This window comes from Polaromonas sp. (genome assembly GCF_049790275.1).
Taxonomy (GTDB): domain Bacteria; phylum Pseudomonadota; class Gammaproteobacteria; order Burkholderiales; family Burkholderiaceae_C; genus Polaromonas.
On record NZ_JBAQYR010000031.1, the window covers coordinates 70,413 to 95,195 of the forward strand.

Annotated in this window: 27 protein-coding genes; 12 read left to right on the forward strand and 15 right to left on the reverse strand. The window is 63.2% G+C overall.

Features of this window, described 5'->3' with window-relative positions:
- Positions 1-115: 115 nt before the first annotated feature.
- The 4 genes from WA904_RS03960 to WA904_RS03975 all read right to left on the reverse strand — a co-directional run bounded on the left by WA904_RS03960 (position 116) and on the right by WA904_RS03975 (position 2,630).
- Complete coding sequence (locus WA904_RS03960; protein ID WP_425195817.1) at positions 116-250, reverse strand: hypothetical protein; 135 nt, start codon at positions 248-250, stop codon at positions 116-118.
- An 8-nt stretch (positions 251-258) separates the two neighbouring features.
- The gene (locus WA904_RS03965; protein ID WP_425195818.1) at positions 259-489 is read right to left on the reverse strand and encodes a hypothetical protein; all 231 of its coding nucleotides are present in this window, start codon (positions 487-489) and stop codon (positions 259-261) included.
- A gap of 143 nt (positions 490-632) precedes the next feature.
- Positions 633-1,406, reverse strand: coding sequence for a DUF3047 domain-containing protein (locus WA904_RS03970; RefSeq protein WP_425195819.1), 774 nt, complete (start codon positions 1,404-1,406; stop codon positions 633-635).
- 114 nt (positions 1,407-1,520) lie between these two features.
- Complete coding sequence (locus WA904_RS03975; RefSeq protein WP_425195820.1) at positions 1,521-2,630, reverse strand: porin; 1,110 nt, start codon at positions 2,628-2,630, stop codon at positions 1,521-1,523.
- 504 nt (positions 2,631-3,134) lie between these two features.
- On the opposite strand from WA904_RS03975, the gene coq7 reads away from it, so the two are divergent.
- Entirely contained in the window at positions 3,135-3,752 is a 618-nt protein-coding gene (coq7, locus tag WA904_RS03980) for a 2-polyprenyl-3-methyl-6-methoxy-1,4-benzoquinone monooxygenase (RefSeq protein WP_425195821.1), read from the forward strand.
- A 64-nt stretch (positions 3,753-3,816) separates the two neighbouring features.
- Here the strand turns inward: coq7 and WA904_RS03985 are convergent, their stop codons facing one another.
- Positions 3,817-4,287: an OsmC family protein gene (locus WA904_RS03985; RefSeq protein ID WP_425195822.1), complete on the reverse strand. Its 471-nt coding sequence runs from the start codon at positions 4,285-4,287 to the stop codon at positions 3,817-3,819.
- A 243-nt stretch (positions 4,288-4,530) separates the two neighbouring features.
- Between WA904_RS03985 and ilvA the strand changes: the two genes are divergently transcribed.
- From ilvA to WA904_RS04015, 6 genes are read left to right on the forward strand one after another with little or no spacing between them, the layout of a single operon-like run.
- Positions 4,531-6,144 carry a threonine ammonia-lyase, biosynthetic gene (ilvA, locus tag WA904_RS03990; protein WP_425195823.1) on the forward strand — a complete coding sequence of 538 codons (1,614 nt, stop codon included), beginning with the start codon at positions 4,531-4,533 and terminating at the stop codon, positions 6,142-6,144.
- A 12-nt stretch (positions 6,145-6,156) separates the two neighbouring features.
- A complete protein-coding gene (locus WA904_RS03995; RefSeq protein WP_425195824.1) occupies positions 6,157-6,402 on the forward strand; it encodes a cysteine-rich CWC family protein in 246 nt (81 codons plus the stop codon).
- Positions 6,365-7,414, forward strand: coding sequence for a nicotinate-nucleotide--dimethylbenzimidazole phosphoribosyltransferase (cobT, locus tag WA904_RS04000; RefSeq protein ID WP_425195825.1), 1,050 nt, complete (start codon positions 6,365-6,367; stop codon positions 7,412-7,414). The genes WA904_RS03995 and cobT overlap by 38 nt, the downstream gene beginning before the upstream one ends.
- Positions 7,415-7,423: 9 nt before the next feature.
- Positions 7,424-8,269 (forward strand): adenosylcobinamide-GDP ribazoletransferase, encoded by an 846-nt coding sequence (locus WA904_RS04005; RefSeq protein ID WP_425195826.1) that lies wholly within the window; start codon positions 7,424-7,426, stop codon positions 8,267-8,269.
- Entirely contained in the window at positions 8,266-8,832 is a 567-nt protein-coding gene (locus WA904_RS04010; protein WP_425195827.1) for a histidine phosphatase family protein, read from the forward strand. The genes WA904_RS04005 and WA904_RS04010 overlap by 4 nt, the downstream gene beginning before the upstream one ends.
- A gap of 12 nt (positions 8,833-8,844) precedes the next feature.
- Positions 8,845-9,813, forward strand: coding sequence for a 5'-nucleotidase (locus WA904_RS04015; protein WP_425195828.1), 969 nt, complete (start codon positions 8,845-8,847; stop codon positions 9,811-9,813).
- A 14-nt stretch (positions 9,814-9,827) separates the two neighbouring features.
- Here the strand turns inward: WA904_RS04015 and WA904_RS04020 are convergent, their stop codons facing one another.
- Positions 9,828-10,658, reverse strand: coding sequence for a crotonase/enoyl-CoA hydratase family protein (locus WA904_RS04020; RefSeq protein WP_425195829.1), 831 nt, complete (start codon positions 10,656-10,658; stop codon positions 9,828-9,830).
- Positions 10,659-10,755: 97 nt separating this feature from the next.
- Between WA904_RS04020 and WA904_RS04025 the strand changes: the two genes are divergently transcribed.
- Positions 10,756-12,561: an ABC transporter ATP-binding protein/permease gene (locus WA904_RS04025; RefSeq protein WP_425195830.1), complete on the forward strand. Its 1,806-nt coding sequence runs from the start codon at positions 10,756-10,758 to the stop codon at positions 12,559-12,561.
- Here WA904_RS04025 and queC read toward each other — a convergent pair whose 3' ends face one another.
- The 4 genes from queC to WA904_RS04045 all read right to left on the reverse strand — a co-directional run bounded on the left by queC (position 12,562) and on the right by WA904_RS04045 (position 17,097).
- On the reverse strand, positions 12,562-13,269 hold the full coding sequence (gene queC, locus WA904_RS04030; RefSeq protein ID WP_425195831.1) for a 7-cyano-7-deazaguanine synthase QueC: 708 nt from the start codon (positions 13,267-13,269) through the stop codon (positions 12,562-12,564).
- Positions 13,270-13,299: 30 nt separating this feature from the next.
- Positions 13,300-13,578 (reverse strand): hypothetical protein, encoded by a 279-nt coding sequence (locus WA904_RS04035; protein ID WP_425195832.1) that lies wholly within the window; start codon positions 13,576-13,578, stop codon positions 13,300-13,302.
- Between the two features lie 7 nt (positions 13,579-13,585).
- Positions 13,586-15,712, reverse strand: a complete 2,127-nt coding sequence (locus WA904_RS04040; protein WP_425195833.1) for a TonB-dependent receptor family protein — start codon at positions 15,710-15,712, stop codon at positions 13,586-13,588.
- An 83-nt stretch (positions 15,713-15,795) separates the two neighbouring features.
- Positions 15,796-17,097 (reverse strand): D-amino acid dehydrogenase, encoded by a 1,302-nt coding sequence (locus tag WA904_RS04045; protein ID WP_425195834.1) that lies wholly within the window; start codon positions 17,095-17,097, stop codon positions 15,796-15,798.
- Between the two features lie 82 nt (positions 17,098-17,179).
- Between WA904_RS04045 and WA904_RS04050 the strand changes: the two genes are divergently transcribed.
- Entirely contained in the window at positions 17,180-18,082 is a 903-nt protein-coding gene (locus WA904_RS04050; protein ID WP_425195835.1) for a LysR family transcriptional regulator ArgP, read from the forward strand.
- A gap of 73 nt (positions 18,083-18,155) precedes the next feature.
- Positions 18,156-18,632, forward strand: a complete 477-nt coding sequence (locus tag WA904_RS04055) for an FKBP-type peptidyl-prolyl cis-trans isomerase (RefSeq protein WP_425195836.1) — start codon at positions 18,156-18,158, stop codon at positions 18,630-18,632.
- Positions 18,633-18,668: 36 nt separating this feature from the next.
- Here WA904_RS04055 and WA904_RS04060 read toward each other — a convergent pair whose 3' ends face one another.
- From WA904_RS04060 to WA904_RS04070, 3 genes are all read right to left on the reverse strand, one after another.
- Entirely contained in the window at positions 18,669-19,013 is a 345-nt protein-coding gene (locus WA904_RS04060; RefSeq protein WP_425195837.1) for a zinc ribbon domain-containing protein YjdM, read from the reverse strand.
- A gap of 34 nt (positions 19,014-19,047) precedes the next feature.
- A complete protein-coding gene (yccS, locus tag WA904_RS04065) occupies positions 19,048-21,270 on the reverse strand; it encodes a YccS family putative transporter (protein ID WP_425195838.1) in 2,223 nt (740 codons plus the stop codon).
- 168 nt (positions 21,271-21,438) lie between these two features.
- Positions 21,439-22,386: a helix-turn-helix transcriptional regulator gene (locus WA904_RS04070; RefSeq protein ID WP_425195839.1), complete on the reverse strand. Its 948-nt coding sequence runs from the start codon at positions 22,384-22,386 to the stop codon at positions 21,439-21,441.
- Positions 22,387-22,495: 109 nt separating this feature from the next.
- Between WA904_RS04070 and WA904_RS04075 the strand changes: the two genes are divergently transcribed.
- On the forward strand, positions 22,496-23,011 hold the full coding sequence (locus WA904_RS04075) for a hypothetical protein (protein WP_425195840.1): 516 nt from the start codon (positions 22,496-22,498) through the stop codon (positions 23,009-23,011).
- 29 nt (positions 23,012-23,040) lie between these two features.
- Positions 23,041-23,676: a LysE family translocator gene (locus WA904_RS04080; RefSeq protein WP_425195841.1), complete on the forward strand. Its 636-nt coding sequence runs from the start codon at positions 23,041-23,043 to the stop codon at positions 23,674-23,676.
- 12 nt (positions 23,677-23,688) lie between these two features.
- Here the strand turns inward: WA904_RS04080 and WA904_RS04085 are convergent, their stop codons facing one another.
- Complete coding sequence (locus WA904_RS04085; RefSeq protein WP_425195842.1) at positions 23,689-24,534, reverse strand: YhjD/YihY/BrkB family envelope integrity protein; 846 nt, start codon at positions 24,532-24,534, stop codon at positions 23,689-23,691.
- A partial coding sequence (locus WA904_RS04090; RefSeq protein ID WP_425195843.1) for a hypothetical protein occupies positions 24,531-24,783 on the reverse strand: 253 nt, incomplete at its 5' end. The genes WA904_RS04085 and WA904_RS04090, both read right to left, overlap by 4 nt.

The following is a 24,783-nucleotide window of genomic DNA, read 5'->3' on the forward strand; positions in this document are numbered from 1 at the left end:
TTCAGAGTGGGCCAATGCTAGCAGAGCAAGCACTGTGCCGATACCGGGATTTCCTTTAGGCTTAAAGAAAACACCATGAAAAAGAGCCCCGGAGGGCCCTCTTTTTGCATCGACTTCAATTGATCTTGATCAGGCGCCAGTCGAGCCGGTTGTCGGCGCGATGCACCACGTCAATGTTCGTCTTCATCGCCCATGGAATGATCTGGTTGTGCAAAGGAATGTGCGAGACCGTGTCATTGGACAGTTGCAAGGCCTCGGTCAGCAGGCGGTTGCCAATTGCGGCTCCACCTTGAAAGTGCGGCTGCTGTAATAAACCAGCGAATCGTAGACGGCCGCATGAACGCCGTTGCCCAGCGCATTGTTTTGTGAATGGATGTCGAAGGTCGGAATGTCACTCGCGCTGGGCCATTTGAAGGTCTTGGCGAGGACCGGCGCGGTTGCCAGAACTGCGGCCGCTCCAGCAGCTATCAGGAGGGGTTGAAATTTCATGATTTCTCTCTCTCGAAAGGAAGGGACAAATATACAACCGCGATCTAGGAGGCACGCAAGGGGTTTCCCCTGAAATACGTCCATGATGCGTACAGGGCTTGCGCGCGGATGAGACGCTCGCAACTCCTGAGCCAGAACACCGGTTAGCGCACTCTTGCAACAGTTCCAAGGGTGACAGGCCCATACCAGGCCTGGGTGCTGGTGCGTGTGTTGTCGCTGTCAGTCATGATGCCAATGCCAACAAGTGCACCCGGCGCTTCGCCAAAAGCTGTTTCATAGTCCTTGCGGATATCGCGCTTGTAATCGATCCATTGCTGAAGGTTGCCGGTGCCCGATTCAACCACCAGTTTGCGTACCCTGTCGGTCCGGGGATTGACTATCACCGTACCTGGAGCGCGCGTATTGCACCACACATACATCAAGGTTGCGTAGGGCAACTCTTCCCCTGTCAGGGCGCGCGCCAATTCGGACAGCATGGCATTTTTACTGGAAAATTTGCTACGATCACCCTCGAACATGAGCAGGATGCGCACCGGCGAATCATCGGCATCGCGCAGGGCCATGTCGGCATGCGCTATCAACGCAGGTACTTTCCACGAGAATCGCAGGTCGGCCAGCTCCGCGGGCTCCACCCGCATCACCTGACGCAACATGCTGGCAGAAGATACAGAGTTCGCCGCCATCGCGGCACGCCCGTCCTTCTGTACGTAACGAAATTGGCTGGGAGACTTGCTTGGGAAAAGGTAATGCTGCCAGCCTGGCGTGCGCTGATTACCGGCTGACAGCACCGCCCAGGGAGTCGAATCTGGACCGACCTGCTCAGGCGCTGACGCCGGCGATGAACACGCCGTCAATTGCAGCAGAAGCCCAAGAACCGCAGTCCCCCCCAGCCATCGCGTCACACAACCCTGTTTCATTGACACTCCCTTAATGCGGCGCGCATGCCCCCATCTGCAATTCCATAAAAAAAAGCCGCCCGAAGGCGGCTTTTAAGCTTTTCTGATGGAAGCTGGCACAGGGCCAGCCAGCCATTAGAAGGAGTGCTTGATACCGAAGTCGTAACCGGTCGAACGCTCGTTCGCTGCAGTCACGGCGCCGTTCAGGGCAGAAGAAGCACCACCGCTGTTGGTCACGCGAGCAAACGTGGTGTACAGAGCGGTACGCTTGGACAGGTTGTGCACATAACCCAGAGCGATTTTCTTGGACTTGGGAGTCGTTGCAGCATCGGTTTTGTAGGTGGAGTAAGCCACACGGATCTGACCAGCACCCAGGGGAACCAAAGCACCGATCAAAGCGCCCTTGCCGGTTTGATTGGTAGTGGACTGAACCTTGTCGCGAGTCACCAAAGCCATGGCTTGAGCGACGCCGAAGTCGAACGAACCGCCGATGTTGGTCGACTTGATGTCGCCAGTCGTAGCAGTCGAAGCATACTTGGTGCTGGAAGTTGCCACAGCAACGTTGATCGGACCATTGGCCCAACCGAGGCGAATTGCAGAACCTTTGCCGTCGTCTTCAGTAGCAACACCGGTCTGGTTGTTCTCACCGAGGTAGTGCTGGAACTGGCCGTAGAAGCCGCCCAGGTTGCCTGGCAGGAAGTAACCAATGCTGTTGGATGCACGAACAGCAGTATTGCCGCCGAGACCGCTGAGCGCTTGGGAAGTACCCACGCCATTGGTGCCGAACGGATCAAACACGGTCTGGTTCCAGAACTGAGGTGTGTAGTCACGACCCAGACGCAGCTCACCCAGGCCACTGGCCAGGCTGACGGTCGAACGACGATTGAAAGTCAGGCCTTGTGTACCGGCGCGCACAGGTGCGTTTGCACCGGTTGCAGGAACGAAAGCACCAACAGTCTGGTTGTTGCTGTTGCTGGCAGCGCCTGTGCCGTCGTCATTGTTGATACCGGCTTCAAGCCAGAACGAAGCAGACATACCGCCGCCCAGGTCTTCTGTGCCACGGAAACCGATGCGGCTGGAGTTGTAACCAGAGTTGCCGAGCTGGCTTTTGCTGGAAGAACCGACACCGGAGCCTGAACCATGCTGGTAAGTAGCGTCAACAACGCCGAACAGGGTCACGGAAGACTGGGCCGAAGCCACGCCGGCAGCAGCCAGAATAGCCAAAGCGACTAGGGATTTTTTCATTGCGAGTTTCTCCAAGGTTAAACATAGGGCTCCAGGATTTTGGATCCCCGGGCCAACCTCCATTTAGGAAGTTGTATGTATTGCACCAGAGGCCGGAAGCTTTCGCAAAGGAATTAGCCCGATAAATTCATTTCCGTTGCACCCCTGCAACAAATACCGTCAACCGGAAAGACGACCTTTCAATCCATTGGAAAGACCGTCCGTCGCCGGGAGGAGATACTGCAATTTGTAGTACTTGTTACATATAAGTCGAGTCCAACCCCACACAGGATGCCTCATGAAATCTCCGAACGCGAGGCGCCGCCCGATTAGCGAGAGCTGACTCTTCCACCTTTCCCGCCAGGAACGCCCCGGGGCATTCAGTCGACGGCGGTGCGTAGCTGTTTCCAATCACAATAACCGCGCTGGACGCCTCCCTCGACAAGCGATGTCCTTCAGCTCAAGGCGCGACTGGATAGACTTCCATCTGGTATTCCCGCCAATGAACAAACCATAAACACCGCCATGGACACCCTGCTCAATGCCGCCGATAGCGCCCTGCGTACCCTGTTTGCCAAACCGCATGCGAGCCGGACCTGCCCAACCCTTCCCGGGCAAGGCACGGAACTGAGCGCTCCCGACAAGGCGCTGGCAGGGGCGCTGATGCGTGTCAACCATGTCGGCGAGGTATGCGCCCAGGCGCTTTACGCCTCGCAGGCCCTGAGCACGCGAAACCCTGTTTTGCGCGAGAAATTCCTGGAAGCAAGCAAGGAAGAAGGCGACCACCTGGCCTGGACGCGGGAGCGGCTGGAGGAACTGGGTGCACGGCCGTCGCTGCTCAACCCGCTGTGGTACGCCGGCGCCTTCGGGCTGGGCTTGCTGGCGGGCCGCCTGGGCGATCGGGTCAGCCTGGGTTTCGTGGTGGAAACCGAGCACCAGGTCGAAGCGCATCTGGCCAGCCACCTGGAACGCCTGCCCGCAGGCGACCATGCTTCACGTGCCATCGTGGCGCAAATGAAAGACGACGAAGCGCGCCATGCGCAGGAGGCGCAAAGTGCCGGGGCGTTTATGCTTCCCGCGCCTGTCCGGGCGCTGATGCGGACCGCGGCCAAGGTCATGACAACCACCGCACACCACATCTAGTCGGCTATCTTTTCGATAGCATCCTGCAATTTATCCACAAGGGCTGGAGCCCGATTCAACAGCCTCAGGCTTCGATCAGCTCAAAGCTGGTGGTGATGTCAGCGGTTTCGCCGAGCATGATGGTCGCCGAGCAGTATTTGTCATGGCTCATCGCAATCGCGCGCTCCACCGCGCTTGCCGCAATGCTGCGTCCGGTGACAACAAAATGCATGTGGATTTTGGTGAACACCTTGGGGTCGGTTTCGGCCCGTTCCGACGTCAACCTGACCGTGCAACCGCGGACATCGTGCCGACCACGTTTGAGTATCAGCACCACGTCATAGGCGGTACAGCCGCCGGTGCCGGCCAGCACGGTTTCCATGGGGCGTGGTGCCAGGTTAGCGCCGCCATTTTCCGGCTTGACGGGGTCAGGCGCGCCGTCCATCACCAGCGTATGGCCGCTGCCCGTCGTTGCCAGAAAACTCATGGCCGAGCCAGAACTTGTTATTGCGTCCGTGCCCACAGGGGGGCCGGTCCAGCTCACTGTGCATTCCATGAATCACCTTCCTCAATATCAAAAATAATTGCCAAAAAGAAGCTGCGAGTGTTTATTTTTCGCAACAAAACATTGTTGCAGCGCAACATGCCTCCGCTATACTGAAATCATCGCATGAAGCTGCTTTGGTTTTCATGCACAGCTTGTCTCCTCCATCCCTGAAAGGGTGGATTTACAGGCCCAGACCGCAAGGTCTGGGCCTTTTTTCTTGCCCACTATGATGTCGGGCTACGAGAAAAATACATGCCCACCCCTCCAAAACCAGCTTCCCGCCCCTCTCCTGGCGTCCCCCGGCCGGCCCGCGCCAAGGCGCTCAAACCTGCTGATTACCTGAAAAAAATCCTGACGGCCCGCGTCTATGACGTCGCCGTGGAGTCGGCCCTTGAGCCGGCAAAAAACCTCAGCCGCCGCGTGCACAACACGGTGCTGCTCAAGCGGGAAGACCAGCAGGCGGTATTCAGCTTCAAGCTGCGCGGGGCGTACAACAAAATGGCGCACCTGAGCGCGGCCCAGCTCAAAAAAGGCGTGATTTGCGCCTCGGCCGGAAACCATGCACAAGGCGTGGCACTCGGCGCGCACAAGCTCGGAACGCGTGCCGTCATCGTCATGCCGGTCACCACCCCCCAGGTCAAGGTTGACGCCGTGAAATCGTTCGGCGGCGAAGTCATCCTTCATGGAGACAGCTACTCCGACGCCTATACCTATGCAGTCACACTCGAAAAGAAGAACGGCCTGACTTTTGTGCACCCGTTTGACGACCCGGATGTGATTGCCGGCCAGGGCACGATTGCCATGGAAATCCTGCGCCAGATCCAGACCATAGGCAAAGGCTCGCTCGACGCCGTGTTTGTAGCCATTGGCGGCGGCGGCCTGATCTCCGGCGTGGCCAACTACATCAAGGCCGTGCGTCCCGAGGTCAAGGTCATTGGCGTGCAGATGAACGACTCGAATGCGATGGCGCTGTCGGTCGGCGCCGGCAAACGCGTCACGCTGCCGGATGTGGGCCTGTTTGCCGACGGCACGGCTGTCAAGCTGGTGGGCGAGGAAACCTTCCGCATCAGCCGCGAACTCGTCGACGAATTCATCACGGTCGACACCGACGCCGTGTGCGCGGCCATCAAGGACGTGTTCATCGACACGCGCAGCATCGTCGAGCCCTCGGGCGCGATGAGTGTGGCCGCCATCAAGCAATACGTGGCCACGCACAAGACCAAGGGCGAAACCTACGCGGCCATTTTGTGCGGCGCCAACATGAACTTCGACCGCCTGCGTTTTGTCGCCGAACGGGCCGAAGTGGGCGAGGAGCGCGAGGCCCTGTTTGCCGTGACGATTCCCGAGGAACGCGGCAGCTTCCGCCGCTTTTGCGAACTGATCGGCGAACTGCCGGGCGGCCCGCGCAGCGTGACCGAGTTCAACTACCGCATCAGCGATGCCAGCCAGGCCCACGTGTTTGTCGGCCTGACAACGCACGGCAAGGGCGAAAGCATCAAGATCGCCAACAACTTCAGCAAGCATGGCTTCCAGTCGCTGGACCTGACCCACGACGACCTCGCCAAGGAACACATCCGTCACATGGTGGGTGGGCACACGGCGCTCTCCAAAGACGAACGCCTGCTGCGCTTTGTGTTTCCCGAGCGGCCAGGTGCGCTGATGAAGTTTTTGGGCGCCATGAAACCCGGCTGGAACATCAGCCTTTTCCACTACCGCAACCAGGGCGCCGACTACGGGCGCATCCTGGTCGGTCTGCAGGTGCCCAAGGCCGACAACAAGGCCTTCCAGGCCTTTCTCGACACCCTGGGCTACCCGCACGTGGAAGAAACCGACAATCCGGTTTACCGCCTGTTTCTGCAGGCCTGACGAGGCTTTTTCATGACCGCAGCAGGCGCCAGCGCGAAACCCAATTCGTTGTGCCCCCGCTGCGGTGCCGCTTTCCGCTGCGGCATGGTCGGCGGCGATGCCGAGTGCTGGTGCGTCAAGCTGCCCCACATCATGCCGGTGCCGTCAGGCCCCTCCACCACCACAACCGGCACGGCGGGAGCTTCCTGCTTTTGCCCCGCCTGCCTCCAGAAAATCACCGATGACCGACAACACGACACTCCGCCTGCCCGCAATTGAGACCACCGCCGACGCCGCACTGGCCGCCGGGCTGCAGCACAAGATCGATCAGAAAACCAAGCCGCAGGGCGCCCTCGGCCAGCTCGAAGCCCTGGCGCTGCAGCTGGGCTTGATCCAGCGCAGCGAGGCCATCCGCTTCGAGTCACCGCAAATGGTGGTGTTTGCCGCCGACCATGGCATTGCCAGCGAAGGCGTGTCGGCCTTTCCGCAGGCTGTGACGGTTCAGATGGTGGGCAACATGCTGGCGGGCGGTGCAGCCATCAATGTTTTTGCGCGCCAGCACGGTTTTGCCCTGCAGGTGGTTGATGCCGGCGTGGCCGCCGAGCTGGCCGACCACCCGCAACTGCTGAAGCGGAAAATCGCCGCGGGTACGAACAACATTTGCGCCGGCCCGGCCATGCCGCCGGCGCAGGCCAGCGCCGCGCTGCAGGCCGGCATGGCGGTCATGAAAAGCCTGCCCGGCAACGTGGTGGCTTTTGGGGAAATGGGTATTGCCAACACCTCGGCCGCGGCGCTGCTGCTGGCGCGGCTGGCCGGCCTGCCGATCAGCGATGTGGTCGGGCGCGGCACCGGGCTTGACGACACGCAGCTGGCGCACAAGCAGGCCGTGTTGCAACGCGCGCTGGACCGGCATGCAGAAGTGCACGAGCCCCTGGCCGTACTGGCTGCCCTCGGCGGCTTCGAGATCGCAATGATGAGCGGCGCCATGCTGCAGGCCGCCAGCGAGCGCCGCGTGGTGCTGGTCGATGGTTTTATTGCCGGCGCCGCAGCTCTGGTGGCGCGGACACTGGTGCCACAGGTGCAGGACTACCTCGTGTTCTGCCACCGCTCGGCCGAGCGCGGCCACCATCTGCTGTTGGCCCACATGAAAGCCACACCTCTGCTGAACCTGGACATGCGCCTCGGCGAAGGAACGGGCGCACTGCTGGCCTGGCCGCTGCTGCAGTCGGCCGCCCTGTTCATGGCGGAGATGGCGAGTTTTGAATCGGCCGAGGTCAGCGGTAAAAATTAGGATGCATCGATGAGCCGGTTCCTACGTCACTACCTGCTGGCCGTCCAGTTTTTCACCCGCATTCCGGTCACGGGGCGCCTTGCCGAATGGGTGGGCTACAGCCCGACTATGCTGCGTGCCAGCGCGGCGCATTTTCCGGGCATCGGCTGGCTGGTCGGCGCCGCGGCGGCCGGGGTGTATGCGCTGCTGATGGAGCTGCTACCGCCGGTGCCGTTCGCGCCGATGGTGGCCGCTGCGCTGTCCACGGTGGTCACCGTCCTGCTGACCGGCGGCTTTCACGAGGACGGGTTAGCCGACGTGACCGACGGCCTGGGCGGCAGTTCGGAGCGCCAACGCGTACTGGAGATCATGAAAGATTCGCGCGTCGGCGCCTTTGGCGCCATGGCGCTGGTGCTGGCCCTGTTGTGCAAGGTGGCGCTGCTGGCCCTGCTCGGCTCTGCCGAAGGCATGGCATCTGGCGAAGACATCCCGCCCGATGCGCCCTTTAACGGCTGGCTGGCGGCGGTGGCGCTGTTTGCAGCGCACGTGGTCTCGCGTACCCTGCCGCTGATCTTGATCCGTGTGCTGCCGCATGTCGGCGATGCTGCGGGCTCCAAGTCCAAACCCCTGGCCGACCAGATCACGCTGACCAGTCTGGGGGTTGCATTTTTATGGTGTTTTGCGGCTCTAGCCCTTGCCAGCTATACGCTATCAGCTATTACTTTGATAGTGGCCTGCAGTTTTGCCGTGCTCGCCCTGCTGTGGATGGCCAGACTGTTCACGCGCCGCCTCCAAGGCTTCACCGGCGACTGCCTGGGCGCCACGCAGCAGGTCTGCGAAATCGCTTTTTACCTCGGCCTGGCCATCGCGTCATGAAGCTCTGGCTGGTGCGCCACGCCCAGGTGCTGGCCGAGCCGGGCACCTGCTATGGCGCGCTGGATGTGGCGGCAGACCCCGAGAGCACCCGACAGTGCGCGCTGGCGCTCGCCGAAGTGTTGCCCCACAGCGCCGCCGTCCAGACATCGCCGCTACAAAGATGTGAGCAGTTGGCGCAGGCACTGATTGGGCTGCGGCCCGATTTGACACTTCAAATCGACGCCCGGCTGCAGGAAATGAATTTTGGCGCCTGGGAAGGCCGGCCCTGGAGTGACATCACGCGCAACGAGTTCGATGCCTGGACGGCCAACTTTGCAGGCCACCCGGTTGGCGGCCACGGCGAAACCGTGAGCGACCTGATGACGCGTGTGGCCGAAGCTTTTGACGAACTGCCGGCCAAACCGGACACCGTCTGGGTCACCCATGCCGGCATCATCCGCGCTGCCCAGCTGGTGCACGGTGGCATACGCCAGGTGAACCGCGCCGACCAGTGGCCGCAGGACGGCGTGGCCTGCGGACAATGGCGCACACTTGAGCTATCGTTGATTCCACCCCCGCAGTAAACAGGTAAACCCATGGCAGCAACTCTGGACGGACAACTGGTGGTCGCGATCTCATCGCGCGCGCTGTTTGACTTCGAAGAAGAAAACCGCGTGTTTGAAGACGGCATGGTGCAGCCGCCCGTGCCCGGCGCCAAAAAAGACGCGGCCTACATGCAGCTGCAGCTGGACCGGCTCGACGTGCCGGCCAAGCCCGGCGTGGCGTTTTCACTGGTCCAGAAGCTGCTGGCCTTCAACGACGCACCCGCCAGCCTGGACGAAGCTTCCCCTGAAGCCAAACTTGCACAGCGCGTGGAAGTGGTCATCCTTTCCCGCAACGACCCGGTGTCGGGCATGCGCGTGTTCCGCTCGGCCCAACACTACGGCTTGGCCATCCAGCGTGGCACCTTCAATCGTGGTGAGGCGCCCTGGCGTTACCTGAAACCGCTGCACGCCAACCTGTTTTTGTCGGCCCACCTCAGCGACGTGCGCGACGCGCTGGCGGCCGGCGTGCCTGCGGCGCAGGTCTATCCGCAGTCGGCCCACGCCAGCGACAAACACCCGAACGAAGTGCGCATTGCCTTCGACGGCGATGCGGTAATTTTTTCCGACGAGGCCGAGCGCGTGTTCCAGTCGCACGGCCTGTCGGCCTTCCAGCAGCATGAGCGCGACAAGGCCACCCAGCCGCTGCTGGCCGGCCCCTTCAAGCCCTTGCTGGAGGCCCTGCACCGCCTGCAACAGGTCGGCACCTCCAACATGCGCATACGCACGGCCCTGGTCACGGCGCGCAGCGCACCGGCGCATGAGCGCGCCATCCGCACACTGATGGACTGGAACATCGAGGTTGATGAAGCCATGTTCCTCGGCGGCCTGCCCAAAGGCGAATTTTTGCGCGAGTTCGAACCCGACTTCTTCTTTGACGACCAGACCGGCCATGTCAACTCCGCCTCGCAGCATGTGCCTTCGGGCCATGTGGTCAGCGGTGTGTCCAACCAGCTGTCCTGAGCTTTCCGGCCGGCTTATTTGCCCTGGAACCGGGCGGCGCGTTTTTCAACAAACGAGCGCACCCCTTCAGCTGCATCTTCGCTGAGCGAGAGCCCCTTCTGCACTGCGATGAAATCCTGCATCGCCAGCATGGGACCATGCTCCACCGCCTTGAGTGCGTTTTTTCGCGTTGCCACCACCGCCAGCGGCGCTTGCTCTGCAATGGTTTCGGCGATGCGCAAGGCTTCCTCCAGCACCTGCGCGCGGGGCAGCACCTTTTGCACAAAATTAAGGCGCAGGGCTTCGGCGCTGCCAAATTCGTCGCCGGTCAGCAGGTGCAGCAAGGCATTGCCCAGGCCGGCACGTTCTGCCATGCGCAGGGTGGCGCCGCCGGTGGCCATGATGCCGCGTTTGACTTCCAGTTGTGAAAACCGGCAGTCGTCGGCGGCCACCACGATGTCGGCCGCCAGCATCAGCTCGATGCCCAGGGTGTAGGTGATGCCCTGCACCGCCACCACCATGGGTTTGCTTCGGCGCCTATAACCTTCCATGCCCAGGTCCAGCGGATCGACCAGGCCGAGAGGAACGGCTTTCTCGCCGCGCTGCATCAGCGGGGCGATGGTCGGCAAATCCAGTCCCGCCGTGAAATGCTCGCCCACGGCATGCAGCACGCCCACGCGCAGCGCCGGGTCGTCGTCCAGGCGGGTGTAGGCCTGGCCCAGCTCGCGGAACATCCTTGGCGTGAAACCATTGCGCTTGGCCGGGCGGTTGATGGCGATCAGCAGCAGCGGGCCGCGTACGGTGCAATCGATGCTGCCTTCGGCTGAAGATATCGAAGAAGCAGAAGAGGTTGTTGATGTGCTCATCCGGTCATCCTAGCGGCGTCGCGGCAGTCAACCATTCGCCAAAGCGACAGGACGCCACACTACACTGGCAACCATTGCCTTCTCAAGGATGACACTCATGGCTTCAACGCCCTTGCTTCCCCCCGTTCTCGGCAAGTTCGCCAGCTTCAAGGTTTTTTGCCGCAAGACTTGGGCACTGAGCAAGCCCTATTTCCAGTCCGAGGACAAGTGGAAGGCCCGCGGACTGCTGCTGGCCATCGTGCTGCTGAATCTGGGCACCGTCTTTATGGCCGTGCAGTTCAACGACTGGTATCGCGTGTTTTATGACTCGCTGCAAAATAAGGATCAAACAGTCTTCTGGCAGCAGTTGGGACGCTTCACTTATCTGGCTTTCGGCGCGATCATCATCGCGGTCTACAAGTTCTATCTCACGCAGCTGCTGGAAGTTCGCTGGCGTTCATGGATGACACACAACTACCTGAAACGATGGTTGTCCGATCATGTTTTCTACCAAATGGAGCTGGCACGTTACGCCGGCACTGGCACAGACACGCCGGACAACCCTGACCAGCGTATCCAGGAAGACTTGAACCTGTTCACCAGCTACACCATTGGGCTCACCATGGGCTTGCTCAATGCGGTTGTCACACTGATCAGCTTTGTCGGCATTTTGTGGGCTCTGTCGGGGTCGTTCGCCTTCACGGTTGCGGGGGGCAGCTACTCGATTCCGGGTTTTATGGTGTGGGCGGCGATCGCCTACTGTGCGGCCGGAAGCGTCATCACACATTACATCGGCCGGCCGCAAATCAGGCTCAATTTCCTGCAGCAACGGTATGAAGCCGATTTCCGGCATCACATGGTGCGTGTACGCGAATACAGCGAATCGATTGCGCTTGACAAGGGCGAAGCCGTTGAACAGGTTCAGCTGGACACCCGCTTTTCCACCGTGCTGGCCAACTACCTGACCCTGATCAAGGAGCAAAAAAACCTGATCTGGTTCACCAGCTTTTTCGGCCAGGCGGCCATCATCTTTCCCTTTCTCGTGGCGGCGCCGCGGTTTTTCAGCGGTGCTATCCAGCTGGGCGAATTAATCCAGATATCTCAAGCTTTTGGCAAAGTGCAGGATTCGCTGAGCTGGTTTGTCGACAACTACAGCAGCCTGGCCGCCTGGCGCGCCACGACCGACCGTCTGACCAGTTTTGAAGAGAGTTTTGTGGCCCTGGCCCAGGCACGGCGGACGCAAGCAGCTATTAATTCAGTAGCAATCAATGAATCTGCCGACAGCCTGGACACGCAGGACCTGACTCTGGCCCTGCCCACCGGCGCAGTGCTCCTGTCCGGCCTCTCGCTGCACGCCGAACCCGGCGAGAACGTGTTGATCAAGGGACCGTCGGGCAGCGGCAAATCAACGCTATTCCGCGCGCTGGCCGGCATCTGGCCTTTCAGCCGCGGCCGCACCGCCCTGCCGGCCAATGCGATGTTCATTCCGCAGCGCCCCTACTTCCCCAATGGCACCCTGCGCGATGCGCTGGCCTACCCGCAGCCGGCCGGCAGCTACAGCGACGCAGAGCTCCAGCAGGCACTGGAAGACGCGCTGCTGCCGAAGTTGACGCAGCGGCTCGACGATGAAGACGCCTGGAGCCAGAAGCTCTCGGGCGGCGAACAGCAGCGCCTGGCGATTGCCCGCGTGCTTCTGAAAAAACCGGCCTGGCTGTTTGCCGACGAAGCGACCAGCGCCCTGGATGAGGAAGCTGAACAAACACTCTACGAACGCTTGCTGGCCCAGACTCGACAAGCGGGCGGCGCTATTGTTTCAATAGCACACCGGCCGACGGTTGCGGCCTTTCACGGCAAGCGCTGGGAACTCGAGAAGCAGCCGGAAGGCGCGCCTGCGCTGTACGAGCTCAGGGAATCGCGCGCCTGATCAGGCCTTGGGCAAAGCGGCCGCATAAGCCGCATAACCACGCAAGCGCAGCTCGCAGGCCGGGCACTGGCCGCAGCCGTAGCCCCAGTCATGGCGGTGTTCACGGTCGCCGAGGTAACAGGTGTGGGTGTGCTCGATGATCAAATCCACCAGAGGCCGGCCGCCCAGCGACTCGGCCAGCGCCCAGGTGGCGGCCTTGTCTATCCACATCAGCGGTGTTTCGATCAGGAAGCGCTTGTCCATGCCCAGCGACAGGGCCAGCTGCATGGCCTTCATGGTGTCGTCGCGGCAGTCGGGGTAGCCTGAAAAATCGGTCTCACACACCCCGGTCGCCAGCACCTGCAGGTCGCGCCGGTAGGCCAGCGCTGCGGCCAGCGTGAGGAATAGCAGGTTGCGCCCGGGCACAAAGGTATTCGGCAGGCCCGAGCTTTCCATCTTGAAAGCGGTGTCGCGTGTCAGCGAGGTCTCGCTGACCTGCCCCAGCACGGCCAGATCCAGCAAGTGGTCCTCGCCCAGCTTGTGCGCCCACTGCGGAAACTGCGCCCTGATTTCGCGCAGCACCACCAGGCGCGCCTGCAGCTCCACGCTGTGCCGCTGCCCATAGTCAAAGCCCACAGTTTCGACGCGTTCGTATTTGGACAGCGCCTGCGCCAGGCAGGTGGTGGAGTCCTGGCCTCCCGAAAAAAGAACAAGGGCAGTGGTGTGCATGGGAAGAAATATCAGCCAACAGCGAAGCAGCTATTGTGCCCCGCGCAGGTCCAGCAGCAATTGATCCACCGCGTAGTTGCAGTCTGCCGGGCCGCGCTGGCAGAACTGCGCAACAGGTGCCACCTCAATCACGCGCTCAGGCTGACCCGGCCGCAGCACCCGCAGTTGCCCGGCCTGCGGCGCAAGCACCGTGTAGGCCGGGTACTGCTCGCTGATCCTGGCGCTGATCAGCTGGTCCCAACTGGGCGCCTGCTGCGAACAGCCAGCCATGGTGCAGGCGAGGCCGAAACAGATGGACCGGAAAGACATCGTGGTGCTAGAACCTGTAGCTGGCCGACAGCGACAGCACGTGGTTGCGCTCCATCGCCGGCTCGAAATAACGGCCATTGCCCTCGTTGACGATGATGGAGCCCGCATAGCGGCGGTCCGTCAGGTTGTCGATGCGTGCTGTGGCCACCAGTCGCCAGCGGCTGATTTCCGCCACATAACCCACATGGGCGCCCAGCGTCACGAAAGATGCCGCCGCGTCGCTGTTGACATCGTTCACGGCCACGCTGCCGAGGTAGCGTGCATCCAGCCCCGCATGCCAGCCGGTCGGCGGCCGCCAGCCGACATCCAGGGCCAGCGCGTTGCGTGCCGTTCCGGGAATGCGGTTGCCCGCAGGCACCGCTCCCGCTGGACAGAGATTGGCATTGACCGGGCAGGCAAAAGCATCGCGGTAGCGGGCGTCCAGCAGGGTGTACGACATCTGCGCCAGCCAGTGGCGCGCGGGTGCGACGCTGGTCGCGAGCTCGAGGCCGCGGCGGCGCGTGGCCCCGGCGTTCTGGAAGGTGCTGCGGCCGCCGACATTGCTTTGCGTGACGATTTCGTCCTGCGTCGCCGTATGGAAAACCGCCGCCGTGGCTTCGATGGGCATGACAGAGCCCGGCAGCGTGCGCCATTTGACGCCGGTCTCGAAGTTTTCGCTGCGCGAAGGGCGCAAGGCAAAGTTGAGGCCGGTGCCCACAGGCCGGTAGGCCAGCTCATTGAAGGTCGGTGTCTCGAAACCACGGCCGGCCGCGGCATACACACGCCACTGCGTTGAGGGCGCGTATGTGATGCCGGCGGCCGGCAAGGTGGCGCTGTAACGAACACTGCCACTGTCGTTGCCATTGGTTCCCACGATGTAGCGGTCGGCAGAGCTGAAGCGCACCAGGCTGTGGCGCACGCCGGCGTTCACCGTCCAGCGCGTGGCGGGTTGCCAGGTGGCCTGCAGGTAAGGGTCCAGGCTGGTGACGCGGTTGTCTTCCTCACGGCGCAGGGCACCCCGCACGCCCAAGCTTGTTCCCTGGAAGTTTTGCCAGCCGCGCCGCTCTTCGTTCATCGCGTCATAGGCGAGACCGCCGACGACCTCCAGCGGCCGCTGCGCCATGAGCGTGCGATGCGTCCAGCGCAGATCGGCCCCGCCGTAGTTGCGTTCGAGGCCGATCACGCCGCCAGGGTGCAGCGGGTTGTTTTGAACACCGGTTGGGATGGCCTGGTATTGCGTGGTGGCACGCTCGCCGCCGTACAGCATCAGCCGCAGCTGGTTGTCGGCATTGAGGCGGTGGTCGTACACCGCACCGATCTGGCTCTGCCGCACGGTCTTGCGCGTATTGAAGGTGTTTGCCGAAGCATCGGCGCTGCGCGGTGCGGCATCAAACTGCGCGCGGCTCAGGCCCAGTGGATCCTGCGCCTCGACCGACAGGGTGTTGACCAGCAGGGTCAGCTTGCGGTCATCGTCCAGCGCCCAGTCCAGCCGAGCATTGGCACTCTCGCGCTCCGCGACACTGTGCTCGCGATAGCCGCTGGTGCTCAGCCGCCCGGCACTGAGTACATAGCCCAGCGAACCGCTCGCGCCACTGGCTTTGGCATCAGCACGCTTGAGGCCGTACGAACCGGCGGCTGCACTGCCGGTGAGAACCGGACTGCCCTGTCCTTCTTCCGTGAAGACCTGCATGACACCGCCCGACGAGTTGCCGTACAGCACCGAAAACGGGCCGCGCAATACCTCGAGGTGCCCGACCGATGCCAGGTCGATATGCGAAAGCTGGCCCTGGCCGTCCGGCATGGTGGCGGGAATGCCGTCCACATAAAGGCGCACGCCGCGCACACCGAAAGTGGAACGCGCACCAAATCCGCGCACCGACAGCTGCATGTCCTGCGCCTGGTTCAGCCGGTCGCGCGCGAGCAGGCCGGGCACCAGCCCCAGGCTTTCCGACAGATTGACTTGCGGCCGGCCGTCGCTGCGAATGCGCTCGCCGTCCAGCACATCGACCGAAGCCGGCACCTCGAACGGCGGCAGCGCGGTACGTGTAGCGCTCACGCTGACGGGCGCCAGGGTCTGTGCGGCTGCAGCGGACTGCAGCGCCCACACCAGGGCCAAAGCGACAACCGGGCGGGGTGAATATAAGTGAGGTGTCACAGCAAAATCGGTGCGTCGGTCGCGCCTATTCTGCCTGCAGGCTACTTTTTTGGGATCTCCTGCATCAAGCCCAGCCTCTCGCGCTAGCCGGCCTGGGCGATCCCGAGGAAACCGAATTTCAATCCGGGGCGCTGGCCGTCGATGAGCTCCGCGATGGCCTTGCCTGATCCGGCGCCATGGGTCCAGCCCAGTGTTCCATGGCCGGCATTCACCCAGAGCTTGCCCACCCCGGTTTGGCCGATGTAGGGGATGTTGGTCGGCGTCGCGGGCCGCAGGCCTGTCCAGAAGTTGGGCTGGCCGCCCTGCTCTTCATTGCGGGTGTCGCACACGCCGGGCAGCACCTGCTCGATGCGATCGGCCAACATCTGGCAGCGGGCCCTGGCCAGCGGAGTGTCGAGCGACAGGCCGTAACCGGCCACTTCAATCGTGCCGGCCACCCGCAGGCTGTCGCCCAGCCGGCTGATCGCACATTTGACTTCATCGTCGATGGCGCTCACCCAGGGCGCGAGTTCAGGCTTGAGCAATTTGAAGGTGGCGCTGTAGCCTTTGCCCGGGTAGATCGACAGGTCCACCCCTGCGGTGCGCAGCAGGGGAGCCGACCAGGAGCCGCAGGCCACCACAAAAGCATCGGCCGTCCAGGACAAGGCTTCACCGCTGCCGCGATTGCGCAGATGCACCGCGCTGACGGCACCGCCGGTTTTTTCCAGCCGAACGATATCGTGCCCATAAACAAACCGCACACCGGCCGCTTCGCACCTTTGGGCCAGCTCCTGCGTGAACACCCGCGCGTCACCACTTTCGTCACTGGCGGTGTAAGTGCCGCCAACAATGTGGTCCGCAAAAGAGCGGTAGGCGGGTTCTATCTCGAACAGTTCGCTGCGGCTGACCACCCGGCGGTTGACGCCGAAATCGCGCATCAAGGCCGCCGCATCGGCCGCGGAATCAAATGACTGCTGATCGGTGTAGTAATGGGCAATGCCGCGCTCGAGCCGGTTGTAGGTAATGCCGGTGCTCCGGACAATGTCTTTCAATGCCTCGTGGCTGTAGGCACCCAGCGCCACGATCTGCTCGACGTTGCGGCGAAAGGCCGCGTCGGTGCACTGGCTCAAAAACTGCAGGCCCCAGCGCCACTGGCGCCAGTCGAGCGTGGGCCGAAACAGCAGGGGCGCGTCGTTGCGGAACATCCATTTGAGCAACTTGGCAGGCGCTTCGGGGTTGGCCCAGGGCTCGCAGTAACTTACGGATATCTGCGCCGCGTTGGCGAAACTGGTTTCCATGGCGGCGCCGGCCTGGCGGTCGACCACCGTCACTTCATGCCCGCGCTGGACCAGATGCCAGGCCGTACTGACGCCGATGATGCCGGCACCCATCACAATGGTTTTCATGGGCGCTAGTCTGGCCGAGCTTGCCGCAAATTAACAGTCTCGTTAAACTCTTTGCCAAATCATTAGGAAGGCTAATACGCCCATGTATGACCCCCTTGCCCTCGAATGCCTGGCCGCCATCGTTGAAGAAGGCGGTTTTGAACGCGCTGCCCAGCGCCTGAACGTCACCCAGTCAGCCATCTCGCAACGCCTGCGGGTGCTGGAGGGCCAGGTTGGCGCGATCCTGATCGTGCGCAGCCGGCCGCTGAAGGCCACCTCGGCCGGAAAGCTGCTGCTCAAGCACACGCGCCAGCTACGCCTGATACGCGCCGATCTGGAGCGTGACCTGAAAGAGCTGGCGCCGGGCTTGTCGGGAGGCGTGCGCGAAGAGGAGCGAATCTCGATTGCGGTCAACGCCGACAGCATTGCGAGCTGGGCGCTGGACGCACTGACCGGGCTGGTCAGGCAGGGCTTGCCGGTTGAAATCATTGTGGACGACCAGGACTTCACGCACGACTGGCTGCGTCAGGGGCATGTGCTGGGCTGCGTGACCACACTGAAGCAAGCGCTGCGCGGCTGCAAGGTGGCCCATCTCGGCGCCATGAACTATGTTGCGGTGGCTGAGCCGGCTTACGCAAAAAAACATGCGCCGGGCGGGCTGGATGCCTCCAACTTTCGCAACGTAACCTACGTGGCCTTTAACCGCAAAGACGACGGGCAAAGCGAATTTGTCGCCAAGGCGGTGGGCCTGAAGCGGGTAGCGCTGAGCCAGTTGTTTGTTCCCAGCTCCGAAGGCCAGTTGCGCGCAGCCCTGGCCGGATGGGGTGTTAGCGTGCTGCCGGAGCTGCTGGTTCGCGGCGCGATCAAAAGCGGCGCTCTGGTCAATGTGGCGCCCAAGCACACGTTGCCGGTGCAACTGTTCTGGCATTGCTGGAACCTGGAATCCGCCGTGCTGGACTCGATTTCGGCAGCACTGTCCACCGAGGCCGGCAAGTTGCTGAGCTGAAACCGCCGCGCACCGCCCGATTTTCTTTGGGCGAAAATGGCAATTTTTCCAACATCTGCATTGCTCCACACCCATGAACATCGAAAAAGACACCGCCGTCACCCTGCGCTTCAAGGTCGCCGAACTCAAAGGCAAGCTGATTGAAGAAAGCAAGGAACCCATGGTTTACCTGCACGGGGGTTATGGCAACACTTTGCCCAAGATCGAGGAAGCGCTCGAAGGAAAAACGCGCGGCTACCAGACCACGCTGGAACTGCAGCCTGAAGATGCCTTCGGCCTGCGTGATGAAAATCTGCTCCGGACCATTCCAAAAAGCCAGTTTCCGCCGGGTGTGAAGGTCGGCGGCCAGCTCGAAGGCCGCGACAACGAGGGCAAGCCGCATGCGTTCACGGTAGCCAAAATCAAGGGGGACACCGTGATACTGGACGGCAACCACCCGCTGGCCGGCAAGGCCCTGCGTTTCAGCCTGACCGTCACCGATGTGCGCAAAGCCACTGAAGAGGAAATCGCGCACCGCCATGTGCATGGCGAGCACGGTCACCATCACTGAACGCCGGCGGGCACGGAGCCCCAAGCACCGGGTCGTTCAGGCCTTCTTGAGGTAGCAGGCTTTCAGCATGAAGTTGCCGCCGTCCATCTTGCAGTCCACCTCATGGTCACCGCCGCTCAGGCGGATGCTCTTGACCTTGGTGCCCATCTTGAGGGTGATGGACGAACCCTTGACCTTCAGGTCCTTGATCAGTACCACGGCATCGCCATCGGCCAGCGGCTGGCCGTTGGCGTCCCGGATCGTGTCGCCGGCGCTGTCCTCTGCTTGCGCAGCTTCATGCCTGGGCCACTCGTGGCCACAGTCGGCGCACACATGGTTGTCGCCATCGGGGTAAGTGTTTTCCTGGGCACATTGGGGGCAGGCGGGGCTGGTGGTAGGCATGGTTCCATTCGGGTAGCAGCAGGAGGGTAGTTTCTCATGCCCGTGCAAGCCTCCCGGTATCCCCACCGGCGGCGCCACCCGCTGCAGCCGGCACCAGCCCGGCGGCCTGCTCGCGCAACTGCGGCAACAGGCGCAGGGCCAACAGCAACAGCGGCGACCGCAATTGGTGCTGTGCCCCCGCCGCATCGACAGGGCGCGAAAGCGCATCGAGCAAGGCACTCTCTTCGGGTGTCGCCGACACCGGCAGGGCGCGGCCGGTTTCAAGTGCTGCGGCCAGCATGCCAAGACCGTCCAGCAGGCAGGCCGCCGCGCGAGCTGCCGCGCTGTCGTGGTCCGGCTCCTGCTGCAGCTTGCGGTGTGCCCCCAGCGCCGACAGGTAGTTCAGCAGCGTGTGCGACAGCACCAGGAAACGCGTCCCGGCGCCCGCATGGCGGCGCACGTAAACCGGCTCCTGGAACACCGCGTCCATGGCGCTGGACAAGGCGGCCTCGGCGTTGTGCGCGTTGCGCCGTGCCAGCCGGTAGGCCAGGTGGTCCTGCTTGCCGGCACGGTACTGCACCATGATCTCGCTCAGGTACAGGGCCTGCGTGCGCATGGCTTGCGCTGCCATGCTGTGCAGCCGGCGCGAATGCCAGCTGGGCAGCACCAGCCACACCGCCAGCCCCGAGATCAGGCTGCCGGCCAGCGTATCCAGCAGGCGCGGCACGATCAGCCCGAAGCCGTCGCCCACCTGGTTGAACGACAGCAGCACCAGGGAAGTCACCGCCGCCGTGGCCAGCGTGTAGCGGGTGTGGCGGGTGACAAAAAACAGCGCGCCGGCCGCCACCGTGAAGGCCGACTGCACCAGCACATCGGGAAATAGCCGCAGCAGCGCCCAGCCGACCACCAGGCCCAGCACCGTGCCCCAGATGCGCTGCAGCAGGCGCGTCAGCGTGGCGCCGTACTGGGGCTGGCAGACAAACACAATGGTCAGCAGTATCCAGAAACCATAACTGTCGTTCGTGGCCAGCATGACGGCATAACCGGCCACCAGTGCCACGCTCATGCGCAGCGCGTGGCGCATCAGCGGCGAGGCCAGGCTCCACTGCGCACGCACGCGCTGCCAGGCATCGCGCGCGCTGCGGGGGCTCCGGTCCAGCAGGCTGGCATCCGCAGGGAGGCGGTCGGGAAGGGGCGCCAGCGCACTGCCCAGCACGCGATGCAGCTCCTCCAGGTTGGCTGCCAGGGCATGCAATGCACGCAGCGGCCCGGCCGCCGGCCTGGCTTCCTGCACCTCGACATGACGGATGGCTGCTGCCAGGTCTTCGAGGGCGCGTGCCGTGGCGCCGCCACCCAGCACCCCGCCTTGCGGCTCGACGGCCTGCGCCAGCATGAGGCAGTCCTGGCCCAGCAGCGCTACCACGCGCTGGCAGCGGTACAACACATCGCTGTGGAAAAAGGCATTGGCCAGCACGTCGTAATGTTCGTGCGAGGACGTGATCCGCTCGTGCACATCCTGGGCCACGAAATACAGCTGCAGCGCCTCGCCCAGCCATGCCGGCGTGCGGCCCGGTTCCGTGCGGATGAACAGGCTTTCCTTGACGAGGTTGAGGGCCTCGACCACGCGGCCGTTGTGCAGCGCCAGCGCCAGGCGGCGATGCTCCACGTCGATGCCGCGCACGGGTTCGAACAGCCGGGCTTTCAAGCGCAGGTAGGTGCCCAGCACCTCGTACAAGCCGGCCATGTTTTGCCGCACCGGCAGCATGGGCAGGGCCGCCGCCCACAGCACGGAAACCAGCCCGTACCAGGCCGCACCGGCCAGCAGCCAAGCTACCGGCCACTGCGCCATCGGCTGACCCGACGGGGAAGATGGCGGCGCTGCCGCCAGTGCGGTGTAGATCGCCAGAATCAGCGTGGCGATGGCCAGCGCGCGGTAGCGCTCACCCAGGGCACCGAGCAGGGTGAGCCCGAACGCCGCCAGCCCCAGCACCACCGCCAGCAGGCCGGGATACGGCAGGCTGGCCTGCACCATCAGCGCCATCACGGCAAAACACAGCAGCGTTGTGAACTGGGCGCGGATCTGGCCGCGCCAGCTGTCGTCACTTTCGGCCAGGGCGCCGGCAATCACGCCCAGCAACAGGGGAATGACTGCCTGCATCTGGTTCAGCCACCAGCCGCCAAACACCACACTCGCCAGCGCCAGCAGAACGCGCATGCCGCGTGAAAATGCCTCGCGCTTCAAGGCAGACCGCCAGACTCCGCGCCATTCGTCCATCATGATGCGCACCTTTGTGTTTCCCGTTGCGGGCCAACTGGCTGCGATGCAAGTATCGCGCCGCTCCGTGTGCGGCGGAGCCACTTTGGCGAAATCTTCAAGTGAAATCGGCCTCCAGCCCTTATGGAACGCGCGGAGATAGCTCCTGTTTTTATAGCTACTCAGCCCAACTCACACATGCTGCTCCAGCAACTGCTGCGCCCAGGCATGCAGCGCTTCGCGCAGCGCCGGCGGCTCCTGGATCTCAAAAGCAAAGGGCAGCCGCGCCAGCTGCCGGGCAAACCAGGACACGTCGTCCGTCTGGCTGTGCAGCAACACACCCTGCCCGGCAGGCTGAAACACCCCCATGCTTTCAGGTAGCTGCCTTTGCGCGGTCTGCAGGTCGGTTCGCAGCAGCACACGCACCGGGGTGGCGCGCGGCATGGTGGCCAGGCCCAGCGCCAGGTGCTGCACCGCATTGAAGTCGGCCGGCGGCGTGAACACGGCATTGACGGGCTGGACCTGCCGCACGCGGTCGAGCCGGAACGAGCGCAGTTCCTTGCGCAGGTGGCACAGGCCGACCGCATACCAGCGCCCACCGCGGTAGGCCAGGCCATAAGGGTCGAACTCCCGCTCGGTGTCCACACCATCGGCCGACCGGTAACTCAGGTGCACGCGCTGCCAGCCGTGCGCCGCGGCACTCAGCGCCAGCAAGGCCGTGTTGTCCCCCGGCGCCACCGAGCGGCTGAGGTCCAGCGTCACCGTTTCGGCCAGCGCGCGGATGCGGGTTTTGAGATTGCCGGGCATCACGCGTTCCAGCTTGGCCTGTGCGCTCTGCACGGCCGGGGCCGCTTCTGCCAGGCCCAGGCCGCGCGCAGCAACCAGGCCGATGGACAGCGCCAGCGCTTCGTCGTCGGTGAACATCATGGGTGGCAGCTTGAAGCCGGCGATCAGGCTGTAGCAGCCATAACGGCCACGCTCGGCCACCACCGGAATGCCCAGGTCTTCGAGCTTGGCGATGTAGCGGCGCAGGGTGCGGCCATCCACCTCCAGCCGCCGGGCCAGTTCGGCCCCGGTGAGCCGGCCATGGGCCTGCAGCAATTCCAGCACCGTGAGCACACGTGTTGTGGGCGAATACATGAGGAAAAGTCTAGCCGGTAATTAGGGCCGATATCGACCTATTACTTTTCTAGACTTGGTTTTCACGGTGCTCAGGGATGGGCACCGGCCCCCCGATTCCCCGGAACCCATGACCCCGACAGAGACCCAAAATTTCACCCCGCCCCCCGATGGCCGCCACGATTTCAACTTCATCACCGGACGCTGGCTGGTCAGCAACCGGCGCCTGCGCAAGTGCCTGCAGGGCTGCACCGAATGGGAAAACCTTGAAGGATTCCAGGACGGCGCGCTGCTGCTTGGCGGGTTGGGCAACATGAACGACCTGGTGCTGGACGGCAAGAGGCCGGTCGGCATGGCGCTGCGCTTTTTCAGGCCGGAAACCCGGCAGTGGAGCATTTACTGGACGGACAGCGGCGACGGCACGCTTCAGCCGCCCGTGTTCGGTGTCTTTGCTGACGGCATCGGCCGTTTTGAAGGCGCCGGCACGCATGAGGGCCGGCCCATCCGGGTGCGCTCGACCTGGTCGGACATCACGCTGCACAGCGCCCGCTGGGAACAGGCGTTCTCGCAGGACGGCGGCCGCCACTGGGAGACCAACTGGGTGATGGCCCTCACCCGTCCTGTCTATCCGGCAGCCCGCTACTGAAGCACAACACCAACAACCCAAGGCAACCCATGGATCACTTCGCTCACCTCTGGCTGTTCTTCCTGATGGTGCTGGGCATCATCATCCTGCCGGGCATGGACATGGCTTATGTCATGGCCAGTTCGCTGAGCGGCGGGCGGCGTTCGGGCCTCTTTGCGGTTGCGGGCGTGGTGGCCGGCGGCATTTGCCACGTGGTGGCCGGCGTCCTGGGGCTGGGCTTGCTGCTGCAGCTCGTTCCCGGCGTGGCCCGCGTCATGCTGTTGGCGGGCAGCGCCTACATCGCCTGGATAGGCTGGTCGCTGATACGCAGCACTTCTGTCTTTGGTGCATTGCCGGCTGTCGGAACGCCCTCCTCCTGGCGCACCTTCCGCCAGGCAGCATTGACCTGTCTGCTGAACCCCAAGGCCTATCTGTTCATGCTCGCCATTTTTCCGCAGTTCCTGCGGCTCGAATACGGCGCGCTGTGGGCCCAGGCGGTGGCACTCGGGCTGATCATTGCGCTCACGCAAGTCGGGGTGTACGGAGCCCTGGCGCTGGCCGCCGGAGAAGCACGCCGGTGGCTGGCCGACGAGCCGGCCGCGGGAACCATCGCGGCGCGGGCCGTGGGCCTGATGCTGATGCTGGGCGCTGCGTTCACGGCCTGGCAAGGCTGGGGGCAGCTCTGAGGCATGGCCTGGCTACGCACGTGACAACCGTCGCGCCGGCTGTGCCCCGGCACGCGGCAGGCTGGCGCTGACCAGCGCCGCGGCCAGCGTGACGAGCCACGAGTAATACACCCACACCAGGAAAGCCAGCAAGGGCGCGAAGGTCCCGTAGATGGTGCGGTACGTAGGCACGTTGGCGAGGTAAATCGCGAAGCCGTGTTTGCCCAGCTCGAACGCGATGCCGGCGAGCAGGCCGCCTGCGATCGCATTGCGCCAGCGCACTACGGTGTGCGGCACGAAGCGGAACAGGCAGGCGAAGCCGGCGACGCTCAGAACCACGGGCCCCAGGTTCAGGGCATGTGGCAGCCAGGCGGGCCGCGGACCCACCAGCCCACTGGAGGCCGCCAGAAGATAAGACGCGGCCCACAAGCTGGCGCCGATGATCACCGGGCCGGTGAGCAGCATGGCAACGTACAGGGCCAGCCGACGCAGCACAGTGCGCGGTTTCTTCACCTGCCATATCCGGTTGAGCGTGTTCTCCACGCTCAGGAGCAGCATCAGGGCCGACACCAGCAGCACCGCGAAGCCCACCTGTGTGAGGCCGCTGGCGTTGCCTGCAAACTGCGACAGGTGCTTGAGCACCGTCCTGGCAATATCGGCCGGTAGCAGGCCGCGCAGCAGGTGCTCGCGAATCGCCTCCCCGGCCGCACGCAGGGCCGGAATCTTCGCGAACAGGGCGAAGCTCACCGCCAGCATCGGCACCACGGACATCACCATCGTGAACGTGAGACCGCCCGCCGCCTGGGCAAGGCGTTCTTCCCGGCCACGCCGGAGGATGAGGCTGATCAGGTTGCCCTGATTTCGGCTTGTAGTTGTCATGGATGCAATATATCCACGCCACTGCCGTTTAAGTCCGGCGACCCGGGAAATGAGGAAGCTTGTGTGCGCAAACGCGGCATCCACACGACATATTCAACCCTGAACCGATTTTTTACTGCGCGCGCCAAGGACAACCAAGTTGCCGGCCACGCTGCATCAGCAGCGTGGTGTAGCCTTCCGCCATGGACTCCCTGATTACCGCCTCCGCGCGCGCGCTTGCCGCCGGTGACGCGCTCGGCGCCCTCAAAC

Coding starts and splice junctions, on each gene's coding strand:
- WA904_RS03970 (WP_425195819.1), bottom strand. CDS start 1,406: ATGAAACAGGGTTGTGTGACGCGATGGCTGGGGGGGACTGCGGTTCTT.
- queC (WP_425195831.1), bottom strand. CDS start 13,269: ATGCACACCACTGCCCTTGTTCTTTTTTCGGGAGGCCAGGACTCCACC.
- WA904_RS03995 (WP_425195824.1), top strand. CDS start 6,157: ATGACCGCAGCAGGCGCCAGCGCGAAACCCAATTCGTTGTGCCCCCGC.
- WA904_RS04010 (WP_425195827.1), top strand. CDS start 8,266: ATGAAGCTCTGGCTGGTGCGCCACGCCCAGGTGCTGGCCGAGCCGGGC.
- ilvA (WP_425195823.1), top strand. CDS start 4,531: ATGCCCACCCCTCCAAAACCAGCTTCCCGCCCCTCTCCTGGCGTCCCC.
- WA904_RS04085 (WP_425195842.1), bottom strand. CDS start 24,534: ATGACAACTACAAGCCGAAATCAGGGCAACCTGATCAGCCTCATCCTC.
- coq7 (WP_425195821.1), top strand. CDS start 3,135: ATGGACACCCTGCTCAATGCCGCCGATAGCGCCCTGCGTACCCTGTTT.
- WA904_RS04050 (WP_425195835.1), top strand. CDS start 17,180: ATGTATGACCCCCTTGCCCTCGAATGCCTGGCCGCCATCGTTGAAGAA.
- WA904_RS04075 (WP_425195840.1), top strand. CDS start 22,496: ATGACCCCGACAGAGACCCAAAATTTCACCCCGCCCCCCGATGGCCGC.
- WA904_RS03985 (WP_425195822.1), bottom strand. CDS start 4,287: ATGGAATGCACAGTGAGCTGGACCGGCCCCCCTGTGGGCACGGACGCA.
- WA904_RS03965 (WP_425195818.1), bottom strand. CDS start 489: ATGAAATTTCAACCCCTCCTGATAGCTGCTGGAGCGGCCGCAGTTCTG.
- WA904_RS04025 (WP_425195830.1), top strand. CDS start 10,756: ATGGCTTCAACGCCCTTGCTTCCCCCCGTTCTCGGCAAGTTCGCCAGC.
- WA904_RS03975 (WP_425195820.1), bottom strand. CDS start 2,630: ATGAAAAAATCCCTAGTCGCTTTGGCTATTCTGGCTGCTGCCGGCGTG.
- WA904_RS04055 (WP_425195836.1), top strand. CDS start 18,156: ATGAACATCGAAAAAGACACCGCCGTCACCCTGCGCTTCAAGGTCGCC.
- WA904_RS04045 (WP_425195834.1), bottom strand. CDS start 17,097: ATGAAAACCATTGTGATGGGTGCCGGCATCATCGGCGTCAGTACGGCC.
- WA904_RS04005 (WP_425195826.1), top strand. CDS start 7,424: ATGAGCCGGTTCCTACGTCACTACCTGCTGGCCGTCCAGTTTTTCACC.
- WA904_RS04080 (WP_425195841.1), top strand. CDS start 23,041: ATGGATCACTTCGCTCACCTCTGGCTGTTCTTCCTGATGGTGCTGGGC.
- WA904_RS04020 (WP_425195829.1), bottom strand. CDS start 10,658: ATGAGCACATCAACAACCTCTTCTGCTTCTTCGATATCTTCAGCCGAA.
- WA904_RS04035 (WP_425195832.1), bottom strand. CDS start 13,578: ATGTCTTTCCGGTCCATCTGTTTCGGCCTCGCCTGCACCATGGCTGGC.
- WA904_RS04060 (WP_425195837.1), bottom strand. CDS start 19,013: ATGCCTACCACCAGCCCCGCCTGCCCCCAATGTGCCCAGGAAAACACT.
- WA904_RS04015 (WP_425195828.1), top strand. CDS start 8,845: ATGGCAGCAACTCTGGACGGACAACTGGTGGTCGCGATCTCATCGCGC.
- yccS (WP_425195838.1), bottom strand. CDS start 21,270: ATGATGGACGAATGGCGCGGAGTCTGGCGGTCTGCCTTGAAGCGCGAG.
- cobT (WP_425195825.1), top strand. CDS start 6,365: ATGACCGACAACACGACACTCCGCCTGCCCGCAATTGAGACCACCGCC.
- WA904_RS04070 (WP_425195839.1), bottom strand. CDS start 22,386: ATGTATTCGCCCACAACACGTGTGCTCACGGTGCTGGAATTGCTGCAG.